Origin of the sequence: Eubacterium maltosivorans (assembly GCF_002441855.2) — a bacterium.
GTDB lineage: Bacteria > Bacillota > Clostridia > Eubacteriales > Eubacteriaceae > Eubacterium > Eubacterium maltosivorans.
On record NZ_CP029487.1, the window covers coordinates 992512 to 1012959 of the forward strand.

At 47.9% G+C, this 20448-nt stretch carries 21 protein-coding genes; 1 reads left to right on the top strand and 20 read right to left on the bottom strand.

Going from position 1 to position 20448, the window contains the following annotated elements; all coding sequences use genetic code 11:
- Nucleotides 1-310 precede the first annotated feature (310 nt).
- From CPZ25_RS04960 to CPZ25_RS04975, 4 genes are all read right to left on the bottom strand, one after another.
- The gene (locus CPZ25_RS04960; protein ID WP_096919667.1) at nucleotides 311-1660 is read right to left on the bottom strand and encodes an amidase domain-containing protein; all 1350 of its coding nucleotides are present in this window, start codon (nucleotides 1658-1660) and stop codon (nucleotides 311-313) included.
- Between the two features lie 404 nt (nucleotides 1661-2064).
- Nucleotides 2065-3396, bottom strand: a complete 1332-nt coding sequence (locus CPZ25_RS04965; protein ID WP_167495164.1) for an amidase domain-containing protein — start codon at nucleotides 3394-3396, stop codon at nucleotides 2065-2067.
- Nucleotides 3397-3475: 79 nt separating this feature from the next.
- Nucleotides 3476-3922, bottom strand: coding sequence for a MarR family winged helix-turn-helix transcriptional regulator (locus CPZ25_RS04970; protein WP_096919665.1), 447 nt, complete (start codon nucleotides 3920-3922; stop codon nucleotides 3476-3478).
- Nucleotides 3912-5246: an MATE family efflux transporter gene (locus CPZ25_RS04975; RefSeq protein WP_096919664.1), complete on the bottom strand. Its 1335-nt coding sequence runs from the start codon at nucleotides 5244-5246 to the stop codon at nucleotides 3912-3914. Before CPZ25_RS04975 ends, CPZ25_RS04970 begins: the two co-directional genes overlap by 11 nt.
- Nucleotides 5247-5398: 152 nt before the next feature.
- On the opposite strand from CPZ25_RS04975, the gene CPZ25_RS04980 reads away from it, so the two are divergent.
- On the top strand, nucleotides 5399-6283 hold the full coding sequence (locus CPZ25_RS04980; protein WP_096919663.1) for a radical SAM protein: 885 nt from the start codon (nucleotides 5399-5401) through the stop codon (nucleotides 6281-6283).
- A 446-nt stretch (nucleotides 6284-6729) separates the two neighbouring features.
- On the opposite strand, the gene CPZ25_RS04985 is transcribed toward CPZ25_RS04980, so the two are convergent.
- From CPZ25_RS04985 to CPZ25_RS05060, 16 genes are all read right to left on the bottom strand, one after another.
- Nucleotides 6730-7302 carry a YcbK family protein gene (locus CPZ25_RS04985; RefSeq protein WP_096919662.1) on the bottom strand — a complete coding sequence of 191 codons (573 nt, stop codon included), beginning with the start codon at nucleotides 7300-7302 and terminating at the stop codon, nucleotides 6730-6732.
- A 58-nt stretch (nucleotides 7303-7360) separates the two neighbouring features.
- The gene (locus tag CPZ25_RS04990; protein WP_096919661.1) at nucleotides 7361-7600 is read right to left on the bottom strand and encodes a DUF2922 domain-containing protein; all 240 of its coding nucleotides are present in this window, start codon (nucleotides 7598-7600) and stop codon (nucleotides 7361-7363) included.
- Between the two features lie 211 nt (nucleotides 7601-7811).
- Nucleotides 7812-8039 (bottom strand): DUF1659 domain-containing protein, encoded by a 228-nt coding sequence (locus tag CPZ25_RS04995; RefSeq protein WP_058694225.1) that lies wholly within the window; start codon nucleotides 8037-8039, stop codon nucleotides 7812-7814.
- Between the two features lie 106 nt (nucleotides 8040-8145).
- Nucleotides 8146-8727 carry a sigma-70 family RNA polymerase sigma factor gene (locus CPZ25_RS05000; protein WP_167495165.1) on the bottom strand — a complete coding sequence of 194 codons (582 nt, stop codon included), beginning with the start codon at nucleotides 8725-8727 and terminating at the stop codon, nucleotides 8146-8148.
- A 34-nt stretch (nucleotides 8728-8761) separates the two neighbouring features.
- Nucleotides 8762-8971 (bottom strand): hypothetical protein, encoded by a 210-nt coding sequence (locus CPZ25_RS05005; protein ID WP_058694223.1) that lies wholly within the window; start codon nucleotides 8969-8971, stop codon nucleotides 8762-8764.
- Between the two features lie 9 nt (nucleotides 8972-8980).
- On the bottom strand, nucleotides 8981-9544 hold the full coding sequence (locus CPZ25_RS05010) for a restriction endonuclease subunit S (RefSeq protein ID WP_096919659.1): 564 nt from the start codon (nucleotides 9542-9544) through the stop codon (nucleotides 8981-8983).
- Entirely contained in the window at nucleotides 9545-10468 is a 924-nt protein-coding gene (locus CPZ25_RS05015; protein ID WP_167495166.1) for a phage antirepressor KilAC domain-containing protein, read from the bottom strand.
- Entirely contained in the window at nucleotides 10468-11136 is a 669-nt protein-coding gene (locus tag CPZ25_RS05020) for a hypothetical protein (RefSeq protein WP_096919657.1), read from the bottom strand. Before CPZ25_RS05020 ends, CPZ25_RS05015 begins: the two co-directional genes overlap by 1 nt.
- Nucleotides 11137-11264: 128 nt before the next feature.
- Nucleotides 11265-12107: a hypothetical protein gene (locus tag CPZ25_RS05025; protein WP_096919656.1), complete on the bottom strand. Its 843-nt coding sequence runs from the start codon at nucleotides 12105-12107 to the stop codon at nucleotides 11265-11267.
- Nucleotides 12108-12223: 116 nt separating this feature from the next.
- Nucleotides 12224-13348 (bottom strand): DegT/DnrJ/EryC1/StrS family aminotransferase, encoded by a 1125-nt coding sequence (locus CPZ25_RS05030; protein WP_096919655.1) that lies wholly within the window; start codon nucleotides 13346-13348, stop codon nucleotides 12224-12226.
- Between the two features lies 1 nt (nucleotide 13349).
- Entirely contained in the window at nucleotides 13350-14258 is a 909-nt protein-coding gene (locus tag CPZ25_RS05035) for an LbetaH domain-containing protein (RefSeq protein ID WP_096919654.1), read from the bottom strand.
- A 12-nt stretch (nucleotides 14259-14270) separates the two neighbouring features.
- Nucleotides 14271-15347, bottom strand: a complete 1077-nt coding sequence (locus CPZ25_RS05040) for a Gfo/Idh/MocA family protein (protein ID WP_096919653.1) — start codon at nucleotides 15345-15347, stop codon at nucleotides 14271-14273.
- 47 nt (nucleotides 15348-15394) lie between these two features.
- Nucleotides 15395-16720, bottom strand: coding sequence for a nucleotide sugar dehydrogenase (locus CPZ25_RS05045; protein ID WP_341473490.1), 1326 nt, complete (start codon nucleotides 16718-16720; stop codon nucleotides 15395-15397).
- Nucleotides 16721-16732: 12 nt separating this feature from the next.
- Nucleotides 16733-18163: a flippase gene (locus CPZ25_RS05050; RefSeq protein WP_096919651.1), complete on the bottom strand. Its 1431-nt coding sequence runs from the start codon at nucleotides 18161-18163 to the stop codon at nucleotides 16733-16735.
- 48 nt (nucleotides 18164-18211) lie between these two features.
- Nucleotides 18212-19300: a glycosyltransferase gene (locus tag CPZ25_RS05055; RefSeq protein WP_167495167.1), complete on the bottom strand. Its 1089-nt coding sequence runs from the start codon at nucleotides 19298-19300 to the stop codon at nucleotides 18212-18214.
- Between the two features lie 81 nt (nucleotides 19301-19381).
- On the bottom strand, nucleotides 19382-20419 hold the full coding sequence (locus CPZ25_RS05060) for an EpsG family protein (RefSeq protein ID WP_096919649.1): 1038 nt from the start codon (nucleotides 20417-20419) through the stop codon (nucleotides 19382-19384).
- Between the last annotated feature and the right edge of the window lie 29 nt (nucleotides 20420-20448).

A 20448-nucleotide genomic window follows, 5' to 3' on the forward strand; every position in this document is an offset into this window, starting at 1 on the left:
CCTCATCGCACAACAAATAAACGTTACACTGTGTAACAAGGTATAATACGGACAACTCTTAGACTCAAGTCCCTAAATGAATGATTAATTGTTTACATTATATGCTAAACCTTTTCAGTTGTCAAGCTTTAAATTAGAGAAGCCGTAGAGGGGCAGATTTGCACCTGAACTTTCCACTATCCACTTTCAACTTTCAACTTTCAACTTTCAACTTTCAACTGAACAGTCCTCTCTTTAACGCTCTGCCTGTTCATGATATCCTTTGTCTGCACTTTGAGACGGCCGCCCGTTTCGTACGGTCGTCTCTTTCTTAATCGTTCCAGCCAAGAATGCGGATGAGCCTCAGATCAGAATAGGCGTAGGCACTGGCCGGGTAATTGATCCGGTCGGTGGTGTTGGAGTTGATCAGGTAATCTTTGACGCTGCCATCAGCGCCTTTCACCACATCGGTGATGATCACGGAATGGTTCCACACGCCGTCCACGCCGTACTGGAGGATATCCCCAGCCTGTCCTGTGTAAAGATTGGCGGTGGTATCCGCTGCCAGGCCATAGCCGGTGTTACCTTCGGCATAGTCATAGAATTCCTCAACCCCTGCCCAGGAGCCGGAGCGGCCGCTTGCTGTCTGGCGGGTATTAACGGAATCACCATACCATTTCCACTGCTCCTCCCCCTCGGTATCCATGGGGATACCGCCCGCGTACAGGCACTGTGAGATATAGTTATTGCAGTTGCCGCCGTATTCGTCATAGCGTCCCCAGGCGTCGTTTCGGATAACGGACAGCGGGTCCACCCAGTCCATGGCGTAGGCCACAGCGGCAGTCCGGTCATAGTCATGGCCGCACAGAGCAGCGGGCTCACTGCCGGCTGCGGCCTGGCTTTTTGCCTGGCTTAAGGCGTCAATATCCTGCCGCGCCTGATCCAGCAGCTCTGATTTGATCTGGTCCAGAATCTGGCTGGACTGAGCGTGTACCGCGCCCTGGCTTTTTTCGTCATAGCGCTCCTCGATGAGCAGATAGCCGTCCTCCTCCTTTTGGTGCTCAATGATCCGGCAGTTGTTTCCATCCCGGCGGATCACAAAGCTATGCTCAATGCCGGAGCTGTAGGAATCAACCCCGTCGATAAAGCTGAAGCGCACCGCATGGTCCTCCTCCAGCGTCACCTCCAGATCGCCGTTTTCCAGCGTCTGGGCTCCGGTATAGGTCACGCCGCAGCTATAGCCCGTAAGCCGCAGGTCATTATCCTGGAGAGACCGCACGCCCACCAGAAAGGACAGGGCTGTCTGGTCGATGGCGGCGCTGACAGCCCCCTGGCTGTCGGACAGGTCAAAATATTGGGTCACGTCCTGCTCGCTGAGGTCTGCCAGAGCGCCAAACCAGGTGTCCAGATAATCCCTGATGGTGTCCTCCTCGCCGCTGTCAATGCCATAGGCGGTTCGGCTGTTGCGCACAACCACCTTCTTTTTATCCTCCGAGCTGTCTGTGGCGGCCTCCTCGACCGGTACCTCAGCGCTGCGCCCCGCGGCCAAAGCACTTGTCACATGGCGCACAGCCGCAGAGCCCGCCACGATGAACACTGCCATCAGCGCCACCAGCGCTGCCGCCTGCCGCCTCTTTCTGTTCTTTCTTCTGGTCTGCCTTGTATCTGGCCGTCGATTCATCTGTCAATTTCCGATCCTTCCTCAAAGATAGTTTACATTATAGACGACTTTTGTGACAGTTTTGTGACAATTATGTGACGCAATAAAAAAAGATGATGAATGGTTTCATCATCTCAGACTGTAGACAAAGGATATCAGCAAGAGATAAAGCGTTAAAAAGAGGCTGTCAAGTTGATAGTTGATAGTTGACGGTTGAAAGTTTGGGAGCAAATCAGCCCTTGGCCGATTTGATTGGACGCGGCCTTTGGCCGCATATTAATCGCTTGAGCCACAGGCGAAAGCGCACTGCAACTATCCACTATCAACTATCCATTATTAACGCAAACAATTTCAAGCTTTAGCTTTGCATCTCATGGATAACTTTGTCGACACGCTGAGATGATGAATGGTTTCATCATCTTCCTTTAATCGTTCCAGCCCAGCACGTGTATGAGCCTGAAATCATAGTAGGCATACGCGCTGGCCGGATAGCTGATTCTGTCGGTTGTGTTGGAATTGATCAGATAGTCCTGAACCCTGCCATCCTCGCCGTAGATCACATCGGTGACGATCACGGAGTGCCGCCATTCCCCGGTGGCGCCGTACTGCAGGACATCTCCGGGTTCTCCGGCGTACAGGTTTGGATGAACATCTGCCACCAGGCCAAAGCCGCTGTTGTTCTCGGCGTAGTTATAGAACTCCTCGACCCCTGCCCATGCCGGCGACCGGCCGCTTGGCTGGTTCCAGGTATCCACCTCATCGTCAAACCATTTCCATTGGGCATAGCCGTCCCAGTCCATGGGGATGCCTCCCGCGTAAAGGCACTGCGAGATAAAATTATTGCAGTTGCCGCCGTAGCCGTCGTAGAGAAACCAGTCCGGGTTGCGCTTTACGGTGAGCGGGTCGACCCACTCCATGGCGTAGGCCACTGCCGCGCCCCGGTCATAGGGATGGGCGTGGGGCTTGTCGGCCGCCTTGCTGTCTGCCGCTGTGTCACGCTGGGCGTTCTGGTAATCGATGGCCGCCCTGGCGCTTTCGAGCAACGAGGACTTGATCTGGTCCAGAACCTCTTTGACATTGGCGGGGTCTGCACCGCCGGTTTCCTTCTCATAGCATTCCTCAATGAGCAGGTAGCCGTCCTCCTCCTTTTCGTGGGCCACAATGCGGTAAGCATCGCCGTCTTTGCGAAGTGTAAAGAGATGCCGGATACCGGTGCTGCTGGCATCGACCTCCGGAATAAAGGCAAAATTGACGACCTGGTCCTCTAACACCTCGATCTGCACGCTGCCGCCGGGCTGCGGCACTGCATTAACATAGGTAACACCGATGCTGCAGGCGTCCATTTTAAGGTCGTTTGGCTGCAGCGCTCTCACCCCGATCAGGTAGGAAAGCGCGGTCTGGTCGATGGCCGCGGCCCTGGCGGCCTGTGGGTCGGCAGTGTCGTAAAGGGCCGTGAGGTCCTGTTCTTCCAGGGAGGCCACACTGTCAAAATACAGGGACATATAGCTCAGAATGCAGTCCTCTGCCGCGGTGTCAAGGCCAAAGGACTGGCTATCGTTCCGGGCCGTTACGGTGATCTCACGGGCTTCTGTCAATCCCTCCAGGTCTCTGAAGCTTCTTGACCAGTTTTCATAGGCCAGGGCTCCGCCGGATACAAAATCGTAGGCTGCCAGCCCCTCCAGGAAAACAATGGCCAGAATCAGAATGGTCAGAACCAGCTTGCTGCATGGCTGCACTGTTTGCTTTTTATCACTCATTCTGTTCTCCATTTGAAGGTATTCGCTTCATTATATCATTTTTGGAGGCGTCTGTGTGATAAAATTTCACTCAATTCCATCAAGAATCTGTATTAAGGGCTTCCTCCAGGCGTGCCAGCATAATCTGGCTGGTGCGGATAAAGTCCTCCCGCTCCTCCCGCGTCATTGCACCCAGGGCCTTTTCCTCAAAGGCGCCCAGGTCCTTTAGCAGCCGGCCCGCATACTCTGTGCCTGTCCTGGTAAAGACGATACGCTTGTTGCGCTTATCCGAGGGGTCGGCCTTTTTCTCAACGATTCCTTTTTTGGTCAGCGCCTCTAAAATAGTGTTGACGGTCTGCTTTGGCAGCATCAGCTTCTCACAGATCAGCCGTTGGTTACAGCGCTCCGGATACGCGTCCACTGTGTAGATCACAAAGAGGGTATTGACTGTAATGCCCTGCCGTTTGGCCCATTTCTCGTACAGTGCGTTGCAGCTGAACCAGAAATCATAATAAGCGCTTAAGGTATCATGAATGCTATCCGGCATACTCTGCCTCCCTGCTCCTGAGCGTGCTTCTGTGCAGCCCCCATAAAACCATGAGCACTGCCATGATCAGCGCCTGGGCGCCCGGGAGCGCCATCCACACTCCCTTGAGGCCAAAAAGCCTGGGCAGGATAAAGATGCACAGCGGCGTGAACAACACTGGGTCCAGATAGACCAGCAGGGTAGAGTACAGGGTCTCGCCGCAGGCATAAAAATAGGAGGTGAACAGCTTGCCCAGGCCCATCATCGGGAATGCCAGCCCCAGAATGGGCAGGGCTGACCGGATGATCTCAGCAGTCTGGGCCGAGGTGCCAAAAAAGCCGGGCAGCAGGTCCACCGCCGGCACACAGGCGATCAAAAACAGCGCCGAAAAGACGAGCACTGTCATCAGACCCTTGTTTTTCAGCCGTTTCATGGCCCCGTAATCCCCCGCGCCGCTGGCGTAGCTGATCAGCGGCTGCATCCCCTCTCCCACGCCCTCCAGCAGCAGAAGCACTGAGCCGATAAAGTAATTGATGACCGCGTAGGCCGAGACAGCCAGGTCGCCGCCGTAGGCCAGGCACTGCAGATTATTGTAGATGGTGATCACTGACGGCATCAGCGACAGGCCAAAGGGTGACACGCCAATCTTCAGCATCCTGGCCATCATGCGCTTCTGCAGACGGAAATGGCTCCTGCGGACTGGGTGTGCACGATCTTTGAAAAGACAGGCCAGGCTCCCAGCCACTGTCAGCGACTGGGCGGTGATGGTGGCCAGTGCCGCGCCAGCCAGCCCCATGGGGATTATCATGGTAAAGCAGGCGTCCAGAATAATATTGCAGACAAGGCCAGTGCCCATGATCATCATGGCCTGAATGGTCTTGTGGCTGTTCCGGATCATGGGGATCAGGCCCGAGGCCAGTATCTGCATGCTGCCGCCGATGGAAATGATCCGGATATAGGCCATGGCCGCGTCGTACACCTCGCCCCTTGCCCCCAGGGCGTATACAAGCGCCGGATTCATAACGACCAGCAACAGGGTGAGCAGTGCACTGGCAGCCGCCAGCAGCATCAGGGTGTTGGCCCGCGCCGCGTTGGCGTTTTCGTCACACCCTGCGCCCCGCGCCGTGGACATCAGCACTGAGCCGCCCACCCCGATGCCCATGCCCAGGGCGATGAGCACCGCTGTAATAGGCCATACGAGGCCGATGCCTGCCAGGCCCACATCTCCCACCGCATGTCCCACAAAAAAGCCGTCTACAATGGTGTAAAGCCCATTTAAAAACATGGTAAACATGGAGGGCAGGACAAATTTAAAAAACTTTTTATCAATCGCTTGCGCTTTCATTTTTCACCTCATCAAATTAGTCCGGATTCGGACTAATAAATTTTAACACAGGCTTAAAGAAAACGCAAACCAAAGTTTCGACTGGCCTTTTTGGCAAAAGCGTGTTATAATCATTCAAACAAAATAATTAGCATACAAAGGAGTTGACCGTCATGCGCTATGAAGGACGTGTATTCCGGCCGCCCAGCGAGGCCTACAGCCTGATCATCCAGGCCACCGTAGGGTGCAGCCATAACAAATGCCGTTTCTGCGATATGTATAAAGAAAAAAGCTTTCATGTCCGGCCTCTGGAGGAAGTCGTTGAGGATCTGAGTCAGGCCCGTGAGGCCTACGGCCCTGTGGGCAGGATCTTCCTGGCCGACGGGGACGCCCTGGTCCGCCGTTTTTCAGATCTGGAGGCCATCCTGTGCGCCATTCAGGAAATCTTTCCGGAGTGCGGCCGGGTCACCAGCTACGGCTCGCCCAGAAGCATCCTGATCAAAACACCGGAGCAGCTTAGAAGGCTCAGAGCCCTGGGGCTTAAGATGATCTATATGGGCCTGGAATCGGGCAGCGACGCTATTCTCACCCATGTGAATAAGGGCGAGACTGCCAGCGAGATCATAAAAGCCGGCCAGATGGTGCGCGAGGCCGGCATGAATCTGTCGGTCACGGCTATCTCCGGCCTCGGGGGCAAAGCCCACTGGCAGGAGCACGCTGTCAAAACAGCCGAAGCCCTGAACGCCATGAATCCCGAGTACATTGGCCTGCTCACCTTCCGCCTGGAGGGGCAGGCGCCCATGATCGCCGAGGTCGAGCGCGGTGATTTCCAGATGCTCACCCCCATCGAGGTCGCCCGGGAGACCCTGCTGATGCTGGAGCATCTGGACAGCCCCGGCTCGGTGTTCCGTTCCAACCACATCTCAAACTATATCAGCCTGGCTGGTACCCTGAACCAGGACAAGCCCCGGATGCTCGCCGAGCTTCACGAGGCACTGGGAGGGCACGTGGCCTTTAAGAGCGAGGAAATGCGCAACTGGGACCTTAATTTTCATTAACACAAAAAAGACTGTTCATTTTTTTGAACAGTCTTAGAGTGTAGACAAAGACAAAATGTAGTTACAAAGTTAAAGCAAGAGGCGACTTCAATGGAGAATTGAGAATGCAGAATTGAGAATTAGAGGAACAAAATGCTGCGCATTTTGATTGGATTTTCGGCCAAAGACCGCTGTTTCAATCGTTTTTTCGGCAGAAAAAGGGCTCAATCATTCTCCATTCTCAATTCTACATTCTCCATTAAACAACCCTCACTTTAACGTTTCATCTCCTTATGATAACATTTGTCTACACTTTAAAAAAGACTGTTCGTTTTTGAGCAGTCTTTTTATATGCTCTGATTTTATTTTGAAATAAACGACATTAGTGTCATTTATACACACTTTTCAGAAAAGCCTTGTGTTTAAAGCGATTTTTAAAATACAAAGCGATTTCTTTCTTCGTGTTCTTAAATCTCAACATGGATGTAGCCATGGGCATAATAAGGCAGGACGTTTAAACCCACATCCTTTGCCGCCCCGGCCAGCTCTCCCACCGCCACACCGGGACAATAGAGATCCGCCGCGCAGCCCCGCATGTGGAAGGACCACGCCACACCGCCCACCTCCGCGTTGCGCGCCTCGCAGCGCACGCCGGAGGTAATGATGACAGGACGCCCAAAATAGCATCGGAGTGCCTCGATCTTCTCTAAAAGCTCTGGCCGCATTTCACAGGGCCAGCCGCCGCAGTAGCCTGCGCAGTCACACCGGTACTCCTCCATGGCGAAGTGGGCAGTGGCCATGAGTACTGGCGTTTCAGCCTCTGGCACTTTCTCCGCGGGCGGCGGCGCGTCCTCCGGTACCCCGGCCGGTGCTTCCGGCTCAGCGGGCAGCTCCTGCTCTGGCTCCCCCACTGCCTGCTCCGCTGTCGGCACAGGCTCCTCCTCCGCCCTAAGGCTCAGACCTATGAGAAAGACACAGGAAACGAGGAGGAGGACTGAGAGGATTAATCTTTGACTGATGGTTTTATAAATGTTTTTCATGGTTTCTCCCTTCCACTTTCAACCTTCCACATAAAAAAGGGGCCTTTCGCCCCTTTTTTTAAGCTGTTTCCTCAATGGCCACCTCGGTTTTGATGGTGTCGACCTTCACCGCGCCTACCACCTTGGCCAGGGCGAAGCCGTCGGGCTCGAAAGCTCCCTGATCCACGATGGCCTGGGCCCCGGTCTTGATCTCGGCGTCGGTAATACCCTCCTTGTAATCCGGGATCGTGATCTTGTGGTCCTTCCCGTCTGTACGCTGGAATGTGATGGTTAAATCCTTGTTGGTTGTTGCTGCCATGTTTTAATCTCCTTTAATTTTTAATTTTGATGCCTGTCTGCGGCACGACGGGGGCGTCGTGCCCTACGTTTTTTAATGGAAAATTGAGAATGCAGAATGGAGAATTTTGGAACAAAATCGCTATGCGATTTTGATAATAATCAAACCGGCCTAGCCGGTTTGGCCCTTTAATTCTCCATTTTCAATTCTTCATTCTCCATTGTTGAAATCGCTATGCGATTTCAACCAATTCCTCCGCCGTCACCTTTACCTGCTTCTCTCTAATAGGCTCCTGCATGCCGGTGATGGCCTTGGCGGTGGCCATAAAGGCCTCGTCGGTTACGTTCTCCTTGATGTCGCCGTAGGTTTTTGAGGACTTGACGATTTTTCCGTTCTCCTCGCCATGATTGACGGTGATCTTCATCCCTACGGATTCGGTGTTTTTCTGAATGGTTGCCATTTTTCTTACCTCCTGTATTTGCGTTTTGGCATCGCTGCCTTACACTAATACAATCCGGTTTTGGCTTAAATTTTAACCCCCTGCTTAAAAAATTTAAAAACACTGGTCATAAATACCGCTTCATTGCCGCCAGGGCCCGTTTGTGGGTCTGGGTGACGGCGGCCGGGCTCACCCCCTTTTGCGCCGCCAGCTGGGAGAGGGTGCCCTTTCCAAGATACTGCCACCGCAGCACCTCCCGCTGTCCGGGCGAAAGCTTTTTGAGGGCACGCAGACACGCTTTTCTCTGCTCCGACGCCACACAGGCGCCCTCGACATCCGCCCGCTCATCCAGAATCAGCTCGATGAGCGCCACAGCTCCGTCTTCGCCCTCCACCGGCATGTCCAGAGACACCGCGCCTGTCACTGAGGTGCTAAACCGGCCCTCCCGCCGCTTTAGAAAATAGTTGACCAGCCGCCCCCGCATAAAGGTCTGGAAGTAGACGCCGGCCTCCAGTGCAAAATCCCGGACACCCTCCATAAACACCACGCAGGCCTCCTGATACGCGTCCTCGAGCGCCCCCCGGTCATAGACATAGCGGCCGATCACCGACCAGAGCAAGGGCTTAAAGGCCAGCAGCAGCGTCTCTAAAGCGGCCTTGTCCCCCTGCTGGCCCCGCCGGACCAGCTCGTCCAGATACGTGTAATCCAAGGTTGTTTTTCCTTTTTGCAAATAAAGCCCCCTTTCAAAATAACGGGTCCTCCTCCCGGAGATCCCGCAGCTCCAGAACAATTTCCGGAAAGTGGTCCTCCACCTGGGCCGCGTACGCTTCAAATTCTGCCTCGGCCTCCCCGGGGCTTCTGGCCCAGAGCATCAGCCCTGCCCGGCAGTCTGCCCGGGCATAATAGGGGCGGCGCATGCTCACCACCGGTCTTCCTCTGCCATATCGGTTCATCCTTTCACCTCATTCCTCGTAAAGTTTAAAAATATCGGTTCCAAATACGCTGTTCACGTTGCGCTTCATGGCCTCCATGGCTGCCTCCGGACTGTGGGCCACGCCGCCGTCAGGAATACTACTGTATAGAGAAGCATGCTTATTGTTTAAAGCATTGTTTATAAACAGTCCGCCTGTGTGTCCGCTTTTAGCGCTGGTTTGCGTCCACACCTGTGTCCGTTCCGCTTGTTTTTCAAGCTGCGCCCACCCGGGCTCAAGTCCCTTATCAAAGGGGATCATCCGGTACCAGCCCGCCCGGTTGCCGGTGTCCTTCTCATAGGTCACCAGTCCGGCCTCAACAAGCTTGCTTCTCTGTCGCATGACTTTGCGCCGGTCGTCAAGGCCAAGGTACGCCATGACCACGGAGTTGGGCGCTTTAAAGGCTACAGGCCAGTGCCAGACGCCGGACACATCGGGCAGGGCGCTCTTGTTGTTAAAATACATGAGCAGGTGCCAGTAGGCCTGAAGCAGCCCGGGCACGGGGTGGGCCGAGAGCCAGTGGTAAAAGGCCAGAAGCTCGGTCAGGTAGTTCAATCACACCTGCCCGGTCTGGGCCGGCGCCTGGTACCTGTAGGGATGAACAGCCACTTCTCCTAGACGGGCTTTTTCGTGAAAGAGCCTTAAAAGCTCTGCCTGCCCGGTTCCGGTCACCAGCACCATGGTCTCGAGCACCGAAACGCCGCCCAGGATGCGGCGCTTCTCCTTTACCTTAAACCACCCTCTTTCCATACACCAGGCGTAAGGTGTGTTAAAGCTGCTGGGCTGTGAGCAGAGGTAGCCCCAGCGGCGCAGCAGGCGGTACAGGTTATTCCGGCCAAGGGGACAGTCGTTATCCTCGTTTAAAAAACCTGCGTTTGCCAGCATTTTGGCCGTATCGCCCATGGAGCTGGCGTTTTCGGCGCCGCCGATGGTGTCGTAAAATTCGATCTTGGGCTGGGCCTCGGTCAGCTCGTCCAGCAGGGCGCGGCTGTGGGCCTTCTCACGGCTCAGCGCCTCGAACAGCGCGTCTCTGGCCGCGTCGTCGCTCTGGGCCCGCGCCAGCACCTCAGGCTCCATATAGGCCCCGTAGCGCTGGATGGAGGGCAGCACCACCCGCTTCACAAAATCCCCCAGGCGTCTGGCGTCCTCCATCTGGCTGCCGAAGATGAGCCCGTATAGGCCTGGCTCGTTGATGATCCACATCCGCTGGCTGCGTCCCGCGCCGTCCACGACCGTCCGTTTCGTACGGTCGCCGGGCGCCACGTGGCGCAGAATGGCGTGGGAGGCGTTGCGGTACTCCAGAATGTCGGCCGCGTCCTTGCCCACAAAGCCCACATCCCGCCGGGTGACGGGGTTTCCGAAGGCATCGTGGATGGCCTCGCCCAGCTTGTCGTAAACCGGCCATTCAATGACCAGTGTCCGCAGGCTGGTGACGCCGTCAAATTTAAAGACGCGCTTGAGTAAATAATCCTTTTTCATCACAGTGTCTCCCATCCTCGTTTTAATTTCACATCAATGCCGAGCCGCAGCGCCTGCTTTCCCTCAAGGAGCCTTTCGATGTTGACGCCGACCAGAGCCAGCTCCTGGCTGAGCGCCCCGCGCAGCTGCGGGTCCACGGCTGTTTCCAGCAGCAGCGCCCGCTCCAGGCCCAGGTAGTCCAGAAAATAGACCTCGCGGCATCCCTCGTCGCTGGTATCGTCAGGCACCTGAAGCCGCACAGGCTTCAGCAGCTTAAAATAGCGCTTCAAAAAGCCGAAGAATTTAATCCCCAGCAGGGCCGCCAGCCCCTCACTGCTGAAAAGCGCCTGGTTCTTGTCCCTGAGGACACACTCCAGATCGCCAAGCTCTCTGTGATGCCAGATAAAAAGCCGCTGCTCCACGCTGCTCTCATCCACGCTGTCAAAGTGCAGACCATCCGGAAAGTAACCCATATAGCCCCGGTAATTCATGCACAGGCCTTCATAATTCTCCAGGGTGGCGTCGAACAGGCAGCCCCCGTCCCTGCCGAGCCCCCTGTAAAAGCAGTTCGTGCACATACACTGCTCCCTGTTTACCTTTCGCACTGTTTTCTGTTTTTGGCCGCAGGAAAACAGAGCCTCCCGTGTCGATTTTTTGGAAAAACCCTTTTGTACCGATTGTTCTTTCATTTAATCAGTACCTCCTTGTTTATGATTAACGCCGCGCTTGTTACCGCCTGCGTTGGGATTATTATATTCCCGTTTTAACCTTGAAACTATCCACTCTGCGTTGGATTTGCTTTTATTGGGATCAAATTTTACCAGCATGGGTCCCCGTTTTCGTCCGAGCATAGCCGCCGCAGCCGGCTGTACCAGTTTTTGACGGGCTCCGCTTCGCCTGCGCGGCGCACCTGCTCCCTTGCCCAGACCACCAGCTGTTTACGCCTTAGCAGCAGCCGGTCCTTCCGGCTGGGCTTCTCTCCCCTGCGCAGCCAAAGACGGATATCCTGGGGGATCACCCGTTCTGATAAGGGCCCGGACAGCCTGGCCTGGGCGTAACCGACTGTTTTCTGAAAGTCCCGTTTGACAGCCACAGCCTGCTCCTCGCTGAAATAAACCTCCACCTCTGGGTATTTTTTGGCAAAGCCCTCGCAGATCAGCGCCTCATAAACCTCTGACTCATACTGCCGCCGCTTTACCATAGATTCCGGCAGAATCCGGTGGCAGTACTGGGCTTTAAAGGCCTCATCCATGGCCCGCCGCTCCTGGCAGTCCGGACACAGCAGCACCGGCGCCAGAAAAATATGGATATGATCCATCAGGCTGATGAGAACGCGGATGGCAAACCCGTTTTTGTTCAGCCGCTGTCCGCATTTTTCGGTATCTCCGGTCTCTCCAGGATTATGAGGACGTTTCCAATCCAGCCCGGACTTCTTTGCTCCCAGCACATCCGACGCCCAGTCAATGGTGTTTTCGCAGAAAAAGTCTTTCAGAAGCCTGATCCTGCTGACCGCCGGCGAATACCCGAACTGCCTTTTAATATCTGTGAGCAGTGCTTTTAAAGCCCTGCTCCTGGTTTTTTTAAAGGCCGGGCCAAAATCCTCGTTCTCCTCAATCAGAACCTCCAGCTCAAACGTGCCCGGCTCTGCGCACTTCGACATAAAACCCTCCTTGCCACTGATTTAAAGTAATAAAAAAACCGGTACGCGAAGCTTTTACGCTTCGCGTACCGGTTGATTGGGATGTGTCCCGGAAACCATGTTTTGTTGTGGGGTGATTAGATTTGCTTTTTTATTTCAGAGGCAACGGCGCCGATGGCTCCCTCTGTCAAATAAGGGTGCATGGGCAGCGCCAGAACCCGCCCGCAGAGCTGCTCAGTCACCGGACAGCTGCCTTTAATAAAGGGCGTGTCCTTGAAAGCGGTCTGCTCATGCATGGGCTTGGGATAATAGATCATGGTCGGAATCCCCTGCTCCTTAAGCGCGGCCTGCAGCCTGTCCCGCTGGCTGGCTGATGACAGGGTGATGGTGTATTGGGCCCAGCTGGATAAAAAGCCCTCTGGAATAACGGGTGTTTTGACCACGCCGCTCAATTTCCTGGTGTACTGGGCTGCCGCATCGTTCACGGCCTGCAGCTCGTTATCGGAAAAGGCCCTGAGCTTTACCTGAAGAATGGCTGCCTGAAGGGTGTCCAGCCGGGAGTTGACCCCAATGCGCACATTATCATACTTAAAGCTGCCCTTGCCGTGAATCTTGCAAGAGTTGATAAGGGCCGCCAGATCGCTATCATCCGTAAAGACAGCGCCGCCATCCCCATAACAGCCTAAGGGCTTGGCCGGGAAAAAGGAGGTGGTGGCCGCGTCGCCGAAGCTGCAGGCCCGTTTACCGTTAATGGCCCCGCCAAAGCCCTGGGCACCGTCCTCCAGCACCTTGAGGCCATATTTGTCCGCAATGGCCTGTATCTTAGGATAGTCGGCCGGCAGGCCAAAAAGGTCGACGGCGATGATGACTTTTGGGGTTAGCTGTCCCTCTGCAAGCACGGCCTGAATAGCTTCTTCGAGCCTTTTGGAATCCATGTTAAAACTATCTTCGTCTACATCTACAAACACGGGCGTGGCGCCCTGGTGGGCAACGACCTCGCCGGAGGCAAAAAAGGTGAAATCCGGCACGAACACCGCGTCACCCGGGCCGATGCCCCAGGCCATGAGCACCAGGGATAGCGCGTCGGTGCCGTTGCCGCAGGTCTCGCAATGCTTTACCCCCACGTATTGGGCCAGCTGCTCCTCCAACTCGGTGACGGGGGCGCCGGAAATAAAGTTCGCGTTGTCAAGCACGGATCCAATGGCGGCGTCGATGTCTTTTTTCAGGTGGTGGTATTGGGTTTTAAGGTCTCTGAATTGCATGTTAATCCTCTTGCTTCAATTTTTCTATAAACTTTTTATGTTCAATGGCAAAGTTGCCCGTTACAGCTTCATTGTCTGCTATATCTTTTGATACAATAGCTCCCATATTTGCCCTTGAATTTTCCCCTACAATAATGCCATTTCTCAGAATTGCACCAAATCCTATCCAACTACCACTTTTTATAACGGTTCTGCCACCGATTCCTGCATGGGCGACAACCATAACATTTTCTTTGATTTTCGCAGCATGACCTATATGAACTAAATTATCAATTTTTGAAAAATCACCAATTTCTGTCACGTCCCAAGGGTATACTGCTTTATCAATTGCAGTATTGTATTGAATTTCAACCTCTTTCCCAATTTTAACTTTTCCACAATGTGCTACTGGTACTATTTTTGAGCTTTCCCTTTTAAACTCAAACCCTTGGCCCCCAACAATCGTACCTGCCCGGATAATTGTATTATCACCGATTTCAGTATCTTCTTTGATAGAAACAAATTCTTCAATAATGACATTATTACCAATTTTCACGTTATTGGGGGCAATGTAGGCTAAATGACTGATCTTGCAGTTTTCTCCAATGCTTGTTTGATACACTTCTTTTTCATAGATGTTGTTTTCTGCACAAAAATTATGTAGCTGGAAGAAAACAATTCTTGGTTTTTCAAGGATGCATATTCCAAAATGGATATTATTCGGAAGTTCCTTGGCACATTCTTTTGTTGTCAAAACCATTTTAACGTTGCTTTTTATAGTCGAAACAAATTTAGGGTTATCTAAAAAAACGCAGCAAGGTTCTGATAAATCCGACTCAGTTAGTGCAAAGTATTGAAAGTCCTGTTCATTTTCGATTTGATAGATAAGAGTCTTATCTAATTTTTCTAAAAGTTCGCTAAGTAAGAGCATCTTTGTTCTCCCTTAAAACCTTCCTATAAAATCAGTGCTGCTGCAATTGTCAAGGGGCAGCTTCACGGGCCTTCCCTCTGCCGCGGACTGGTAGATGGCCAGCACCAGCTCCAAAGCATTTTTCCCGGCCTGGGCATCCACATAGGGCGCCCGGTCCTGCTCGATGGCTTCGATCACATCCCGGTACAGGCTGGTATGCCCGTTGCCGTAGACATTACTTGTCGCTTCGTGAAAGCCGTTGTTTTCAGTGCTTTCATGATCATCGGCGTCGGCCAGATCCCAGACGTCAATGGCGTTGGTGGACTTGCCGCCGAGCTTCACAGTGCCCTTCTCCCCAAAAAGGTACAGGGTCTCTTCTAGATTCTGGGGGTAAACGTTGGTGGTGCCTTCGATGGTGGCCACAGCGCCGTTTTTAAACTGAACCACGGCCATGCCAATGTCCTCTGCCTCCAGATAGTTGTGGAACTGCTGCCTGGTCACGCCATAAACTGTGTCGATTTCGTCCCCCATCATCCAGCGCAGCAGGTCGATACCGTGGATGCACTGGTTCATCAGACAGCCCCCGTCCTGGGCCCATGTGCCGCGCCAGGGTGCCTGGGTGTAATAGTCCTGATTCCGGTTCCAGCGCACATGGATGGAGCCGTGTGAGACTTGGCCAAAGCGCCCTTCCTCCACCGCGCCCCGCATTTTCTGCACAGCGATGTTAAAACGGTTCTGGTGGCAGGCGGATACCTTTACCTTGTTTTCTGCAGCCGCCTTGATAATGGCATCAGCCCCGGCAATGCTCATGGCCATGGGCTTTTCGATGATCACGTGAATGCCGTGGCGGATACAGTACAGGGCGATCTCCTCGTGCAGACCGCTTTCGGTGGCAATGCCGATTAAGTCGAGGGGGGTCTCTTCAATCATTTTTTTATAGTCCGTGTAACGCCGGATACTGGTGTCTTTTTCAAGGCCATGCTTTGCCAGCAGGCTCTCCATGTGGTCGGGGATCACGTCACAGACGGCCACGAGGTTCAGATTGTTATTTAATACGGCTTTGATATGATTGGTCGCGATGCGGCCACAGCCGATGAGTGCGTAGTTCATTGGTTACTCCTGTTTGTTCATTATAGTTTTATATTAAAACTCATCTGTTATAACAATTCGATATTATAACGATTTTCAACATTCTTCATCGCATTTTTTGTGTCAAAAATGGCTCTGGCATTTTGCTGAATCATTTCATAATCAACATTTGTGTGCGATGCTGTCACGACAATCAAGTCATATCGTTTGATAATTTCAGGATTGATCTTTTCAATTCCTTTGTGAATTGTACCTTTATACTTATACTCTGGGATAAAGGGATCATAAAAATCAATCTGTGCTCCAACTTTTTCAAAGTTTTCAATGACCTTTAACGCTGGGCTCTCCCGGTAGTCATCAATGTCCTGTTTATACGCCACACCGAGCGCAAGGATCTTCGCGCCGTTTAGGGCTTTTTTGTCTTTGTTTAAAATGCGCGAAGCCCGGTCAATGCAGTATTCCGGCATCCGGTCATTGATCATCATGGAACTTTCAATCATGGAGGTGTGGAAACCATACTCTCGAGCCTTCCACGACAGATAATAGGGATCGAGCGGGATGCAATGCCCACCTAAGCCCGGACCCGGATAAAAGGCCTGGAATCCATAGGGTTTTGTCTTAGCCGCGTCCACCACTTCCCAGATATTGATCTTCATGCGGTCACACAAGATGGCTAATTCGTTAATTAGTCCGATATTAACATTCCGGTAAGTATTCTCCAGAATTTTTTCCATCTCAGCGATGGCTGGTGAGGATACCTCGTAAACATCGCCGTCCAGCACCGCCCGGTACATGGCCGCAATCACCTCAGTGGCGTCCTTGCCAATGCCTCCAACCACTTTAGGCGTGTTTTTTGTTTTATAAATAGCATTGCCGGGGTCCACCCGTTCTGGTGAGAAGCCTAAATAAAAATCCTCACCACATTTTAAACCTGAACCCTGTTCGAGGATGGGTTTAATGAGTTCTTCCGTGGTGCCGGGATAAGTCGTGGATTCTAACACCACCATGGTTCCTTTTTTCAGGTATTTAGCAACCTCTTCGGTTGATGACTTGACATAGCTGATATCTGGCTGCTGGTATTCATCCAGCGGTGTCGGCACGCAGATCGCGATAAAATCCGCGTCTTTAATGAAAGAAAAGTCCGTTGTTGCCGAGAGCATGCCTGTTTCGACCAGTTCTTTCAAATCATCGTCTATGACATCACCAATATAGTTGTGGCCTTCATTGACCATTTTTACTTTTTCCCTCTGGATATCAAAACCAATGGTTTTAAAACTGGCTTTGGCTTTTTCTACAGCTAGGGGGAGACCTACGTAGCCTAGGCCGATGACAGAAACATGTATTGTTTTTTTAATGATTTTATTTAATAAATTTTGTTTCAATTTATTCTCCATCTTTCTAAAATTTCATTTCTTTTTTTTAAGTATATTTATTGCAATTTCATTTTTTCTAATTAATAAAACAGTCGCATACATTAACACTGATAAAAAAACCTTTAAAATTAACTTTAAAATATAATTAAATTCAAACTGTTCAATAAATAAGCATATTATAATAATAGCAACAATTCCAATTAAAATATCGATCAAAAAATTTAATTTAATTTTAGGAACAAATATTTTTTTTGAATAAAGCGAGGACAGTATTGCGACTATTATTTCAGCTATCATAGTTGTTAAAGCAGTCGCTAAAAATCCTAATTTGGGTATAAAGATTAAGTTAAGCCCTATATTAACTACTGCGCTAACAACCGTGATTAGCAAAAGCTTTTTTTCTTGTTTTGATGGTAGCATCACTGATGTTGCATAAAAATTTGCAATTGTTGAAAATATCAATGCAATAGACAGCACTCTTAATGAATTGCTCCCTACCAGATATGCCTTACCTCCTAATAATAGCATTAACTCGTCACTAATAAAAAGCATACCAATCGAAACTGGAAAAATCAGCAGAATAATACAGTTAAATGCTTTCCTTAATAATTCATTATACTTCCCTTTTTTATCATAAATATAGTAGTATGATAATCTAGGTAACATGACCACTATAACTGCTCCAAACATCCGTTTGAAAACAGTGTATGCTTTTACTGCTACGCTGTATATACCTACATTTTCATCGTTCGAAAGTATTCCCAATAGAGTAATATCTGAGTTAACATATATCGTAACCATTAATTCATTGCTAAAAAGAATAAGCATTGGTAAAATATGCTTTATTGCATTTGGATGTTTTGTTATTTTTACTCTTGTATATTTTTTTACATTGAAAAAAGATAGTAAATACATACCACTATATGAGATCACATATATAATTGAATAAATTATATAATCAGATGGTTCACGAACAAATGTAAATAAAAATATAAGCGAAATAATTTGCACAATTATGGTACATATTGTAGTATATTTATAATCTTCAAATGCACTATAAATCCATTCAATATTAAAAATATTAAATACTATCATGAAACTTTGTACCATCAACAAAATTCTATATTGATACAGTCCTTTACATATTAGTAATAAAAAAAACAATAACAATAGAGCTATAATAGACATTATTATATGTGTTGTAAACAATTGACTAGTAAATTTATCTAAATCTTTTTTATTGTTTTTTAATATTGCACTTTGACGTGTAGCATATGTTGCAATCCCCAACCCGGCAAAAAGTACAAAATAAGAGATAATTGAAATACAAAAATTAACTCGACCGTAGTTTTCAGCTCCTAATATTCTAGTAGTATATGGTATAGTTATTATTGGAAATAATCCTGTGCAAATTTGTTTTATGGTATTGTAAAACGCATTTTCTCTCATCGACTTATTTTGCAAATTACCACCTGCTCTTAATTTAAAATTTTTTCACTAGCTACAAATTATTCATCGTTTTTTATATGCAATCCCTTTTCTATAAAATTTATAAGCTTTTGTGCCAATAAGACGATTTCTTATCTTGGTCATAAAAGGATATAAAAGTTTTAAAAAAATTATATCTTTCTTAATTTTTTTAGTTATTTCTTCTTTGCTTTTTTGAGGTAAATCGGATATCATCATGATTGTCATATCTTCTATTGTTTTAAGTTCTTTTTTTATATTAATATTTTCTTTGTTGCTAGTATAATGTTTATTATATCTAGGATCCTGAACTATCATTGGCGACTTATATATTATAAATACATAATAAAAATGGACAATGTTAATAAAATTTATTAATTGAAATTCTCTTGGTAACTCATTTTTAACAAATTCAAATTCACATTTATAACGGGGATAACAATATATTGGTGCGTATACATTGATACCATTTTTTGATTTATTAACCGCCACATCTGAAGCTCTTAAAGTGTCCGCATAAATCCAGCCTATAGTACTTGATGTCAGAAAATCTGCTTTTGCAGAAAGGTCATACCTAATTAATTGGTGAACAATAAATCCATAATTATTGCTAAAGTATTTTCTTATGTACTTTTCATATAAATCTAACTGTAGATATGTTTTGTTATATAAATTTCCACTTGGGTGTATAGGTATTGTCTTTTGGTTTTTAGCTATATCAAAACCTTTTTCAAAAAAATGATCCTTAAAATTTAGTCTTAAATTACCTTCTTCATCAAAAGCCGAAAAATAATAGAAACCTACTTTGGGATTATCTTCAATTATTTTTATAATTTTAGGTATATTCTCTACATATATATTGTCTCTTGTTCTAAATATATATACATAATTAGATTTACAGCATCTCAACCCATGTAGAATATTTAAATCATGTCCAATATTACTTTCTGTTTTGAAATAAGCAATTCTTTTATCATTATAACTAATTACTAAGTCTTCAATTCTATCTGTGGAACAATCATCACTAACGACAATCTCGATATCATCATTTTTATATTTAGTTATCAAATCAAGATTAGTTTTTAATATATCTATTTGATTGTAAACTGTAAAACATATACTTAGTTTTTTCAAAATATTGAGATCTCCCTTATTACTTTAATTAAATATAATATCTATTTGTTGCCTTTCTAATGGAGCCATGGCTACTTATCTTCAATGAAATAAAAAATTACTTTCTATAATTTTTTTAGTAACAGTTTCATACAAAGCTGCATTCCAAGAAAGTTGTCTCATAAAAAAGAAAATTGCATAAGATACTGCAAAAACTGTGTTTAAGAATCGTATTTTTGTGCCTTGAATTTTTGCCCCTTTAAAAATAAGACCATTATTTAAAAACACAACATATACAATCAATGACATATTCCTGAAATATCTATAACCTTGTGATGATATCGAAATAAAAATACATGTTATAAGTATTATTGGTATTAATTTATTTAAATATCCATCTTCATTATCTTTATATAGTTTATTCTTACAGCTTACATCTGAATAATAACTCAAAGCAACTGAAACAATCGCAAAAAAACCGTAACCTATAACTTTACTTAATGTAGATCCCATCTCAATATAATCTTCAGAAACAAATTTAATTATCCAATTTATTATTTGATTTGGTAATAATGCATAGCAAATCATCCAACCTATAATGAACAGAATCACTATTTTAACTACCTTTTGATAATCCTTTAAATAAACCAATATAAATAAAAAATAAAATATCGACGCGGTATGGAAAGACATTGATAACAAACATAAGCTAATATATGCTAATATATTTTTTATACTATAATTTTTCAAAAATCGTATTGAAAAAAATATTATCGCCTCTGCCATAAAATTTCTAATTTGCACTACATCAAAAAAGAATGGGTAAATAAAATATAATATGATTGCGAAACAAGGACTATCACAATAATCATATATTGAATACGCTATTAAGAATAAACCAATAGCTGAAAAAAACATTAAGAATTCCTGATAAGAAAGTCCTAATTTTGTTCCCAAAACCATTAATAATGAATATCCAATCTCAAACCTATTTGTCAAACCTGAAACAGCAGTAATATCATACCAATTTTTATAAATAATATAATCTGCATTATCAGTACTAAATGCAAAAATCATCCATATAAATATTACAATTAAAATATAAAAAGAAAGTCTTATGTTTTCTTTCTTTATTACCATTTTGATTATCCCTTCATTTATATCTTGTT

Excerpts from the sequence above, each read along its gene's own strand:
- CPZ25_RS04960 (WP_096919667.1), bottom strand. The coding sequence starts at position 1,660 with ATGAATCGACGGCCAGATACAAGGCAGACCAGAAGAAAGAACAGAAAG.
- CPZ25_RS04965 (WP_167495164.1), bottom strand. The coding sequence starts at position 3,396 with ATGAGTGATAAAAAGCAAACAGTGCAGCCATGCAGCAAGCTGGTTCTG.
- CPZ25_RS04970 (WP_096919665.1), bottom strand. The coding sequence starts at position 3,922 with ATGCCGGATAGCATTCATGATACCTTAAGCGCTTATTATGATTTCTGG.
- CPZ25_RS04975 (WP_096919664.1), bottom strand. The coding sequence starts at position 5,246 with ATGAAAGCGCAAGCGATTGATAAAAAGTTTTTTAAATTTGTCCTGCCC.
- CPZ25_RS04980 (WP_096919663.1), top strand. The coding sequence starts at position 5,399 with ATGCGCTATGAAGGACGTGTATTCCGGCCGCCCAGCGAGGCCTACAGC.
- CPZ25_RS04985 (WP_096919662.1), bottom strand. The coding sequence starts at position 7,302 with ATGAAAAACATTTATAAAACCATCAGTCAAAGATTAATCCTCTCAGTC.
- CPZ25_RS04990 (WP_096919661.1), bottom strand. The coding sequence starts at position 7,600 with ATGGCAGCAACAACCAACAAGGATTTAACCATCACATTCCAGCGTACA.
- CPZ25_RS04995 (WP_058694225.1), bottom strand. The coding sequence starts at position 8,039 with ATGGCAACCATTCAGAAAAACACCGAATCCGTAGGGATGAAGATCACC.
- CPZ25_RS05005 (WP_058694223.1), bottom strand. The coding sequence starts at position 8,971 with ATGAACCGATATGGCAGAGGAAGACCGGTGGTGAGCATGCGCCGCCCC.
- CPZ25_RS05015 (WP_167495166.1), bottom strand. The coding sequence starts at position 10,468 with ATGAAAAAGGATTATTTACTCAAGCGCGTCTTTAAATTTGACGGCGTC.
- CPZ25_RS05020 (WP_096919657.1), bottom strand. The coding sequence starts at position 11,136 with ATGAAAGAACAATCGGTACAAAAGGGTTTTTCCAAAAAATCGACACGG.
- CPZ25_RS05025 (WP_096919656.1), bottom strand. The coding sequence starts at position 12,107 with ATGTCGAAGTGCGCAGAGCCGGGCACGTTTGAGCTGGAGGTTCTGATT.
- CPZ25_RS05030 (WP_096919655.1), bottom strand. The coding sequence starts at position 13,348 with ATGCAATTCAGAGACCTTAAAACCCAATACCACCACCTGAAAAAAGAC.
- CPZ25_RS05035 (WP_096919654.1), bottom strand. The coding sequence starts at position 14,258 with ATGCTCTTACTTAGCGAACTTTTAGAAAAATTAGATAAGACTCTTATC.
- CPZ25_RS05040 (WP_096919653.1), bottom strand. The coding sequence starts at position 15,347 with ATGAACTACGCACTCATCGGCTGTGGCCGCATCGCGACCAATCATATC.
- CPZ25_RS05045 (WP_341473490.1), bottom strand. The coding sequence starts at position 16,720 with ATGGAGAATAAATTGAAACAAAATTTATTAAATAAAATCATTAAAAAA.
- CPZ25_RS05060 (WP_096919649.1), bottom strand. The coding sequence starts at position 20,419 with ATGGTAATAAAGAAAGAAAACATAAGACTTTCTTTTTATATTTTAATT.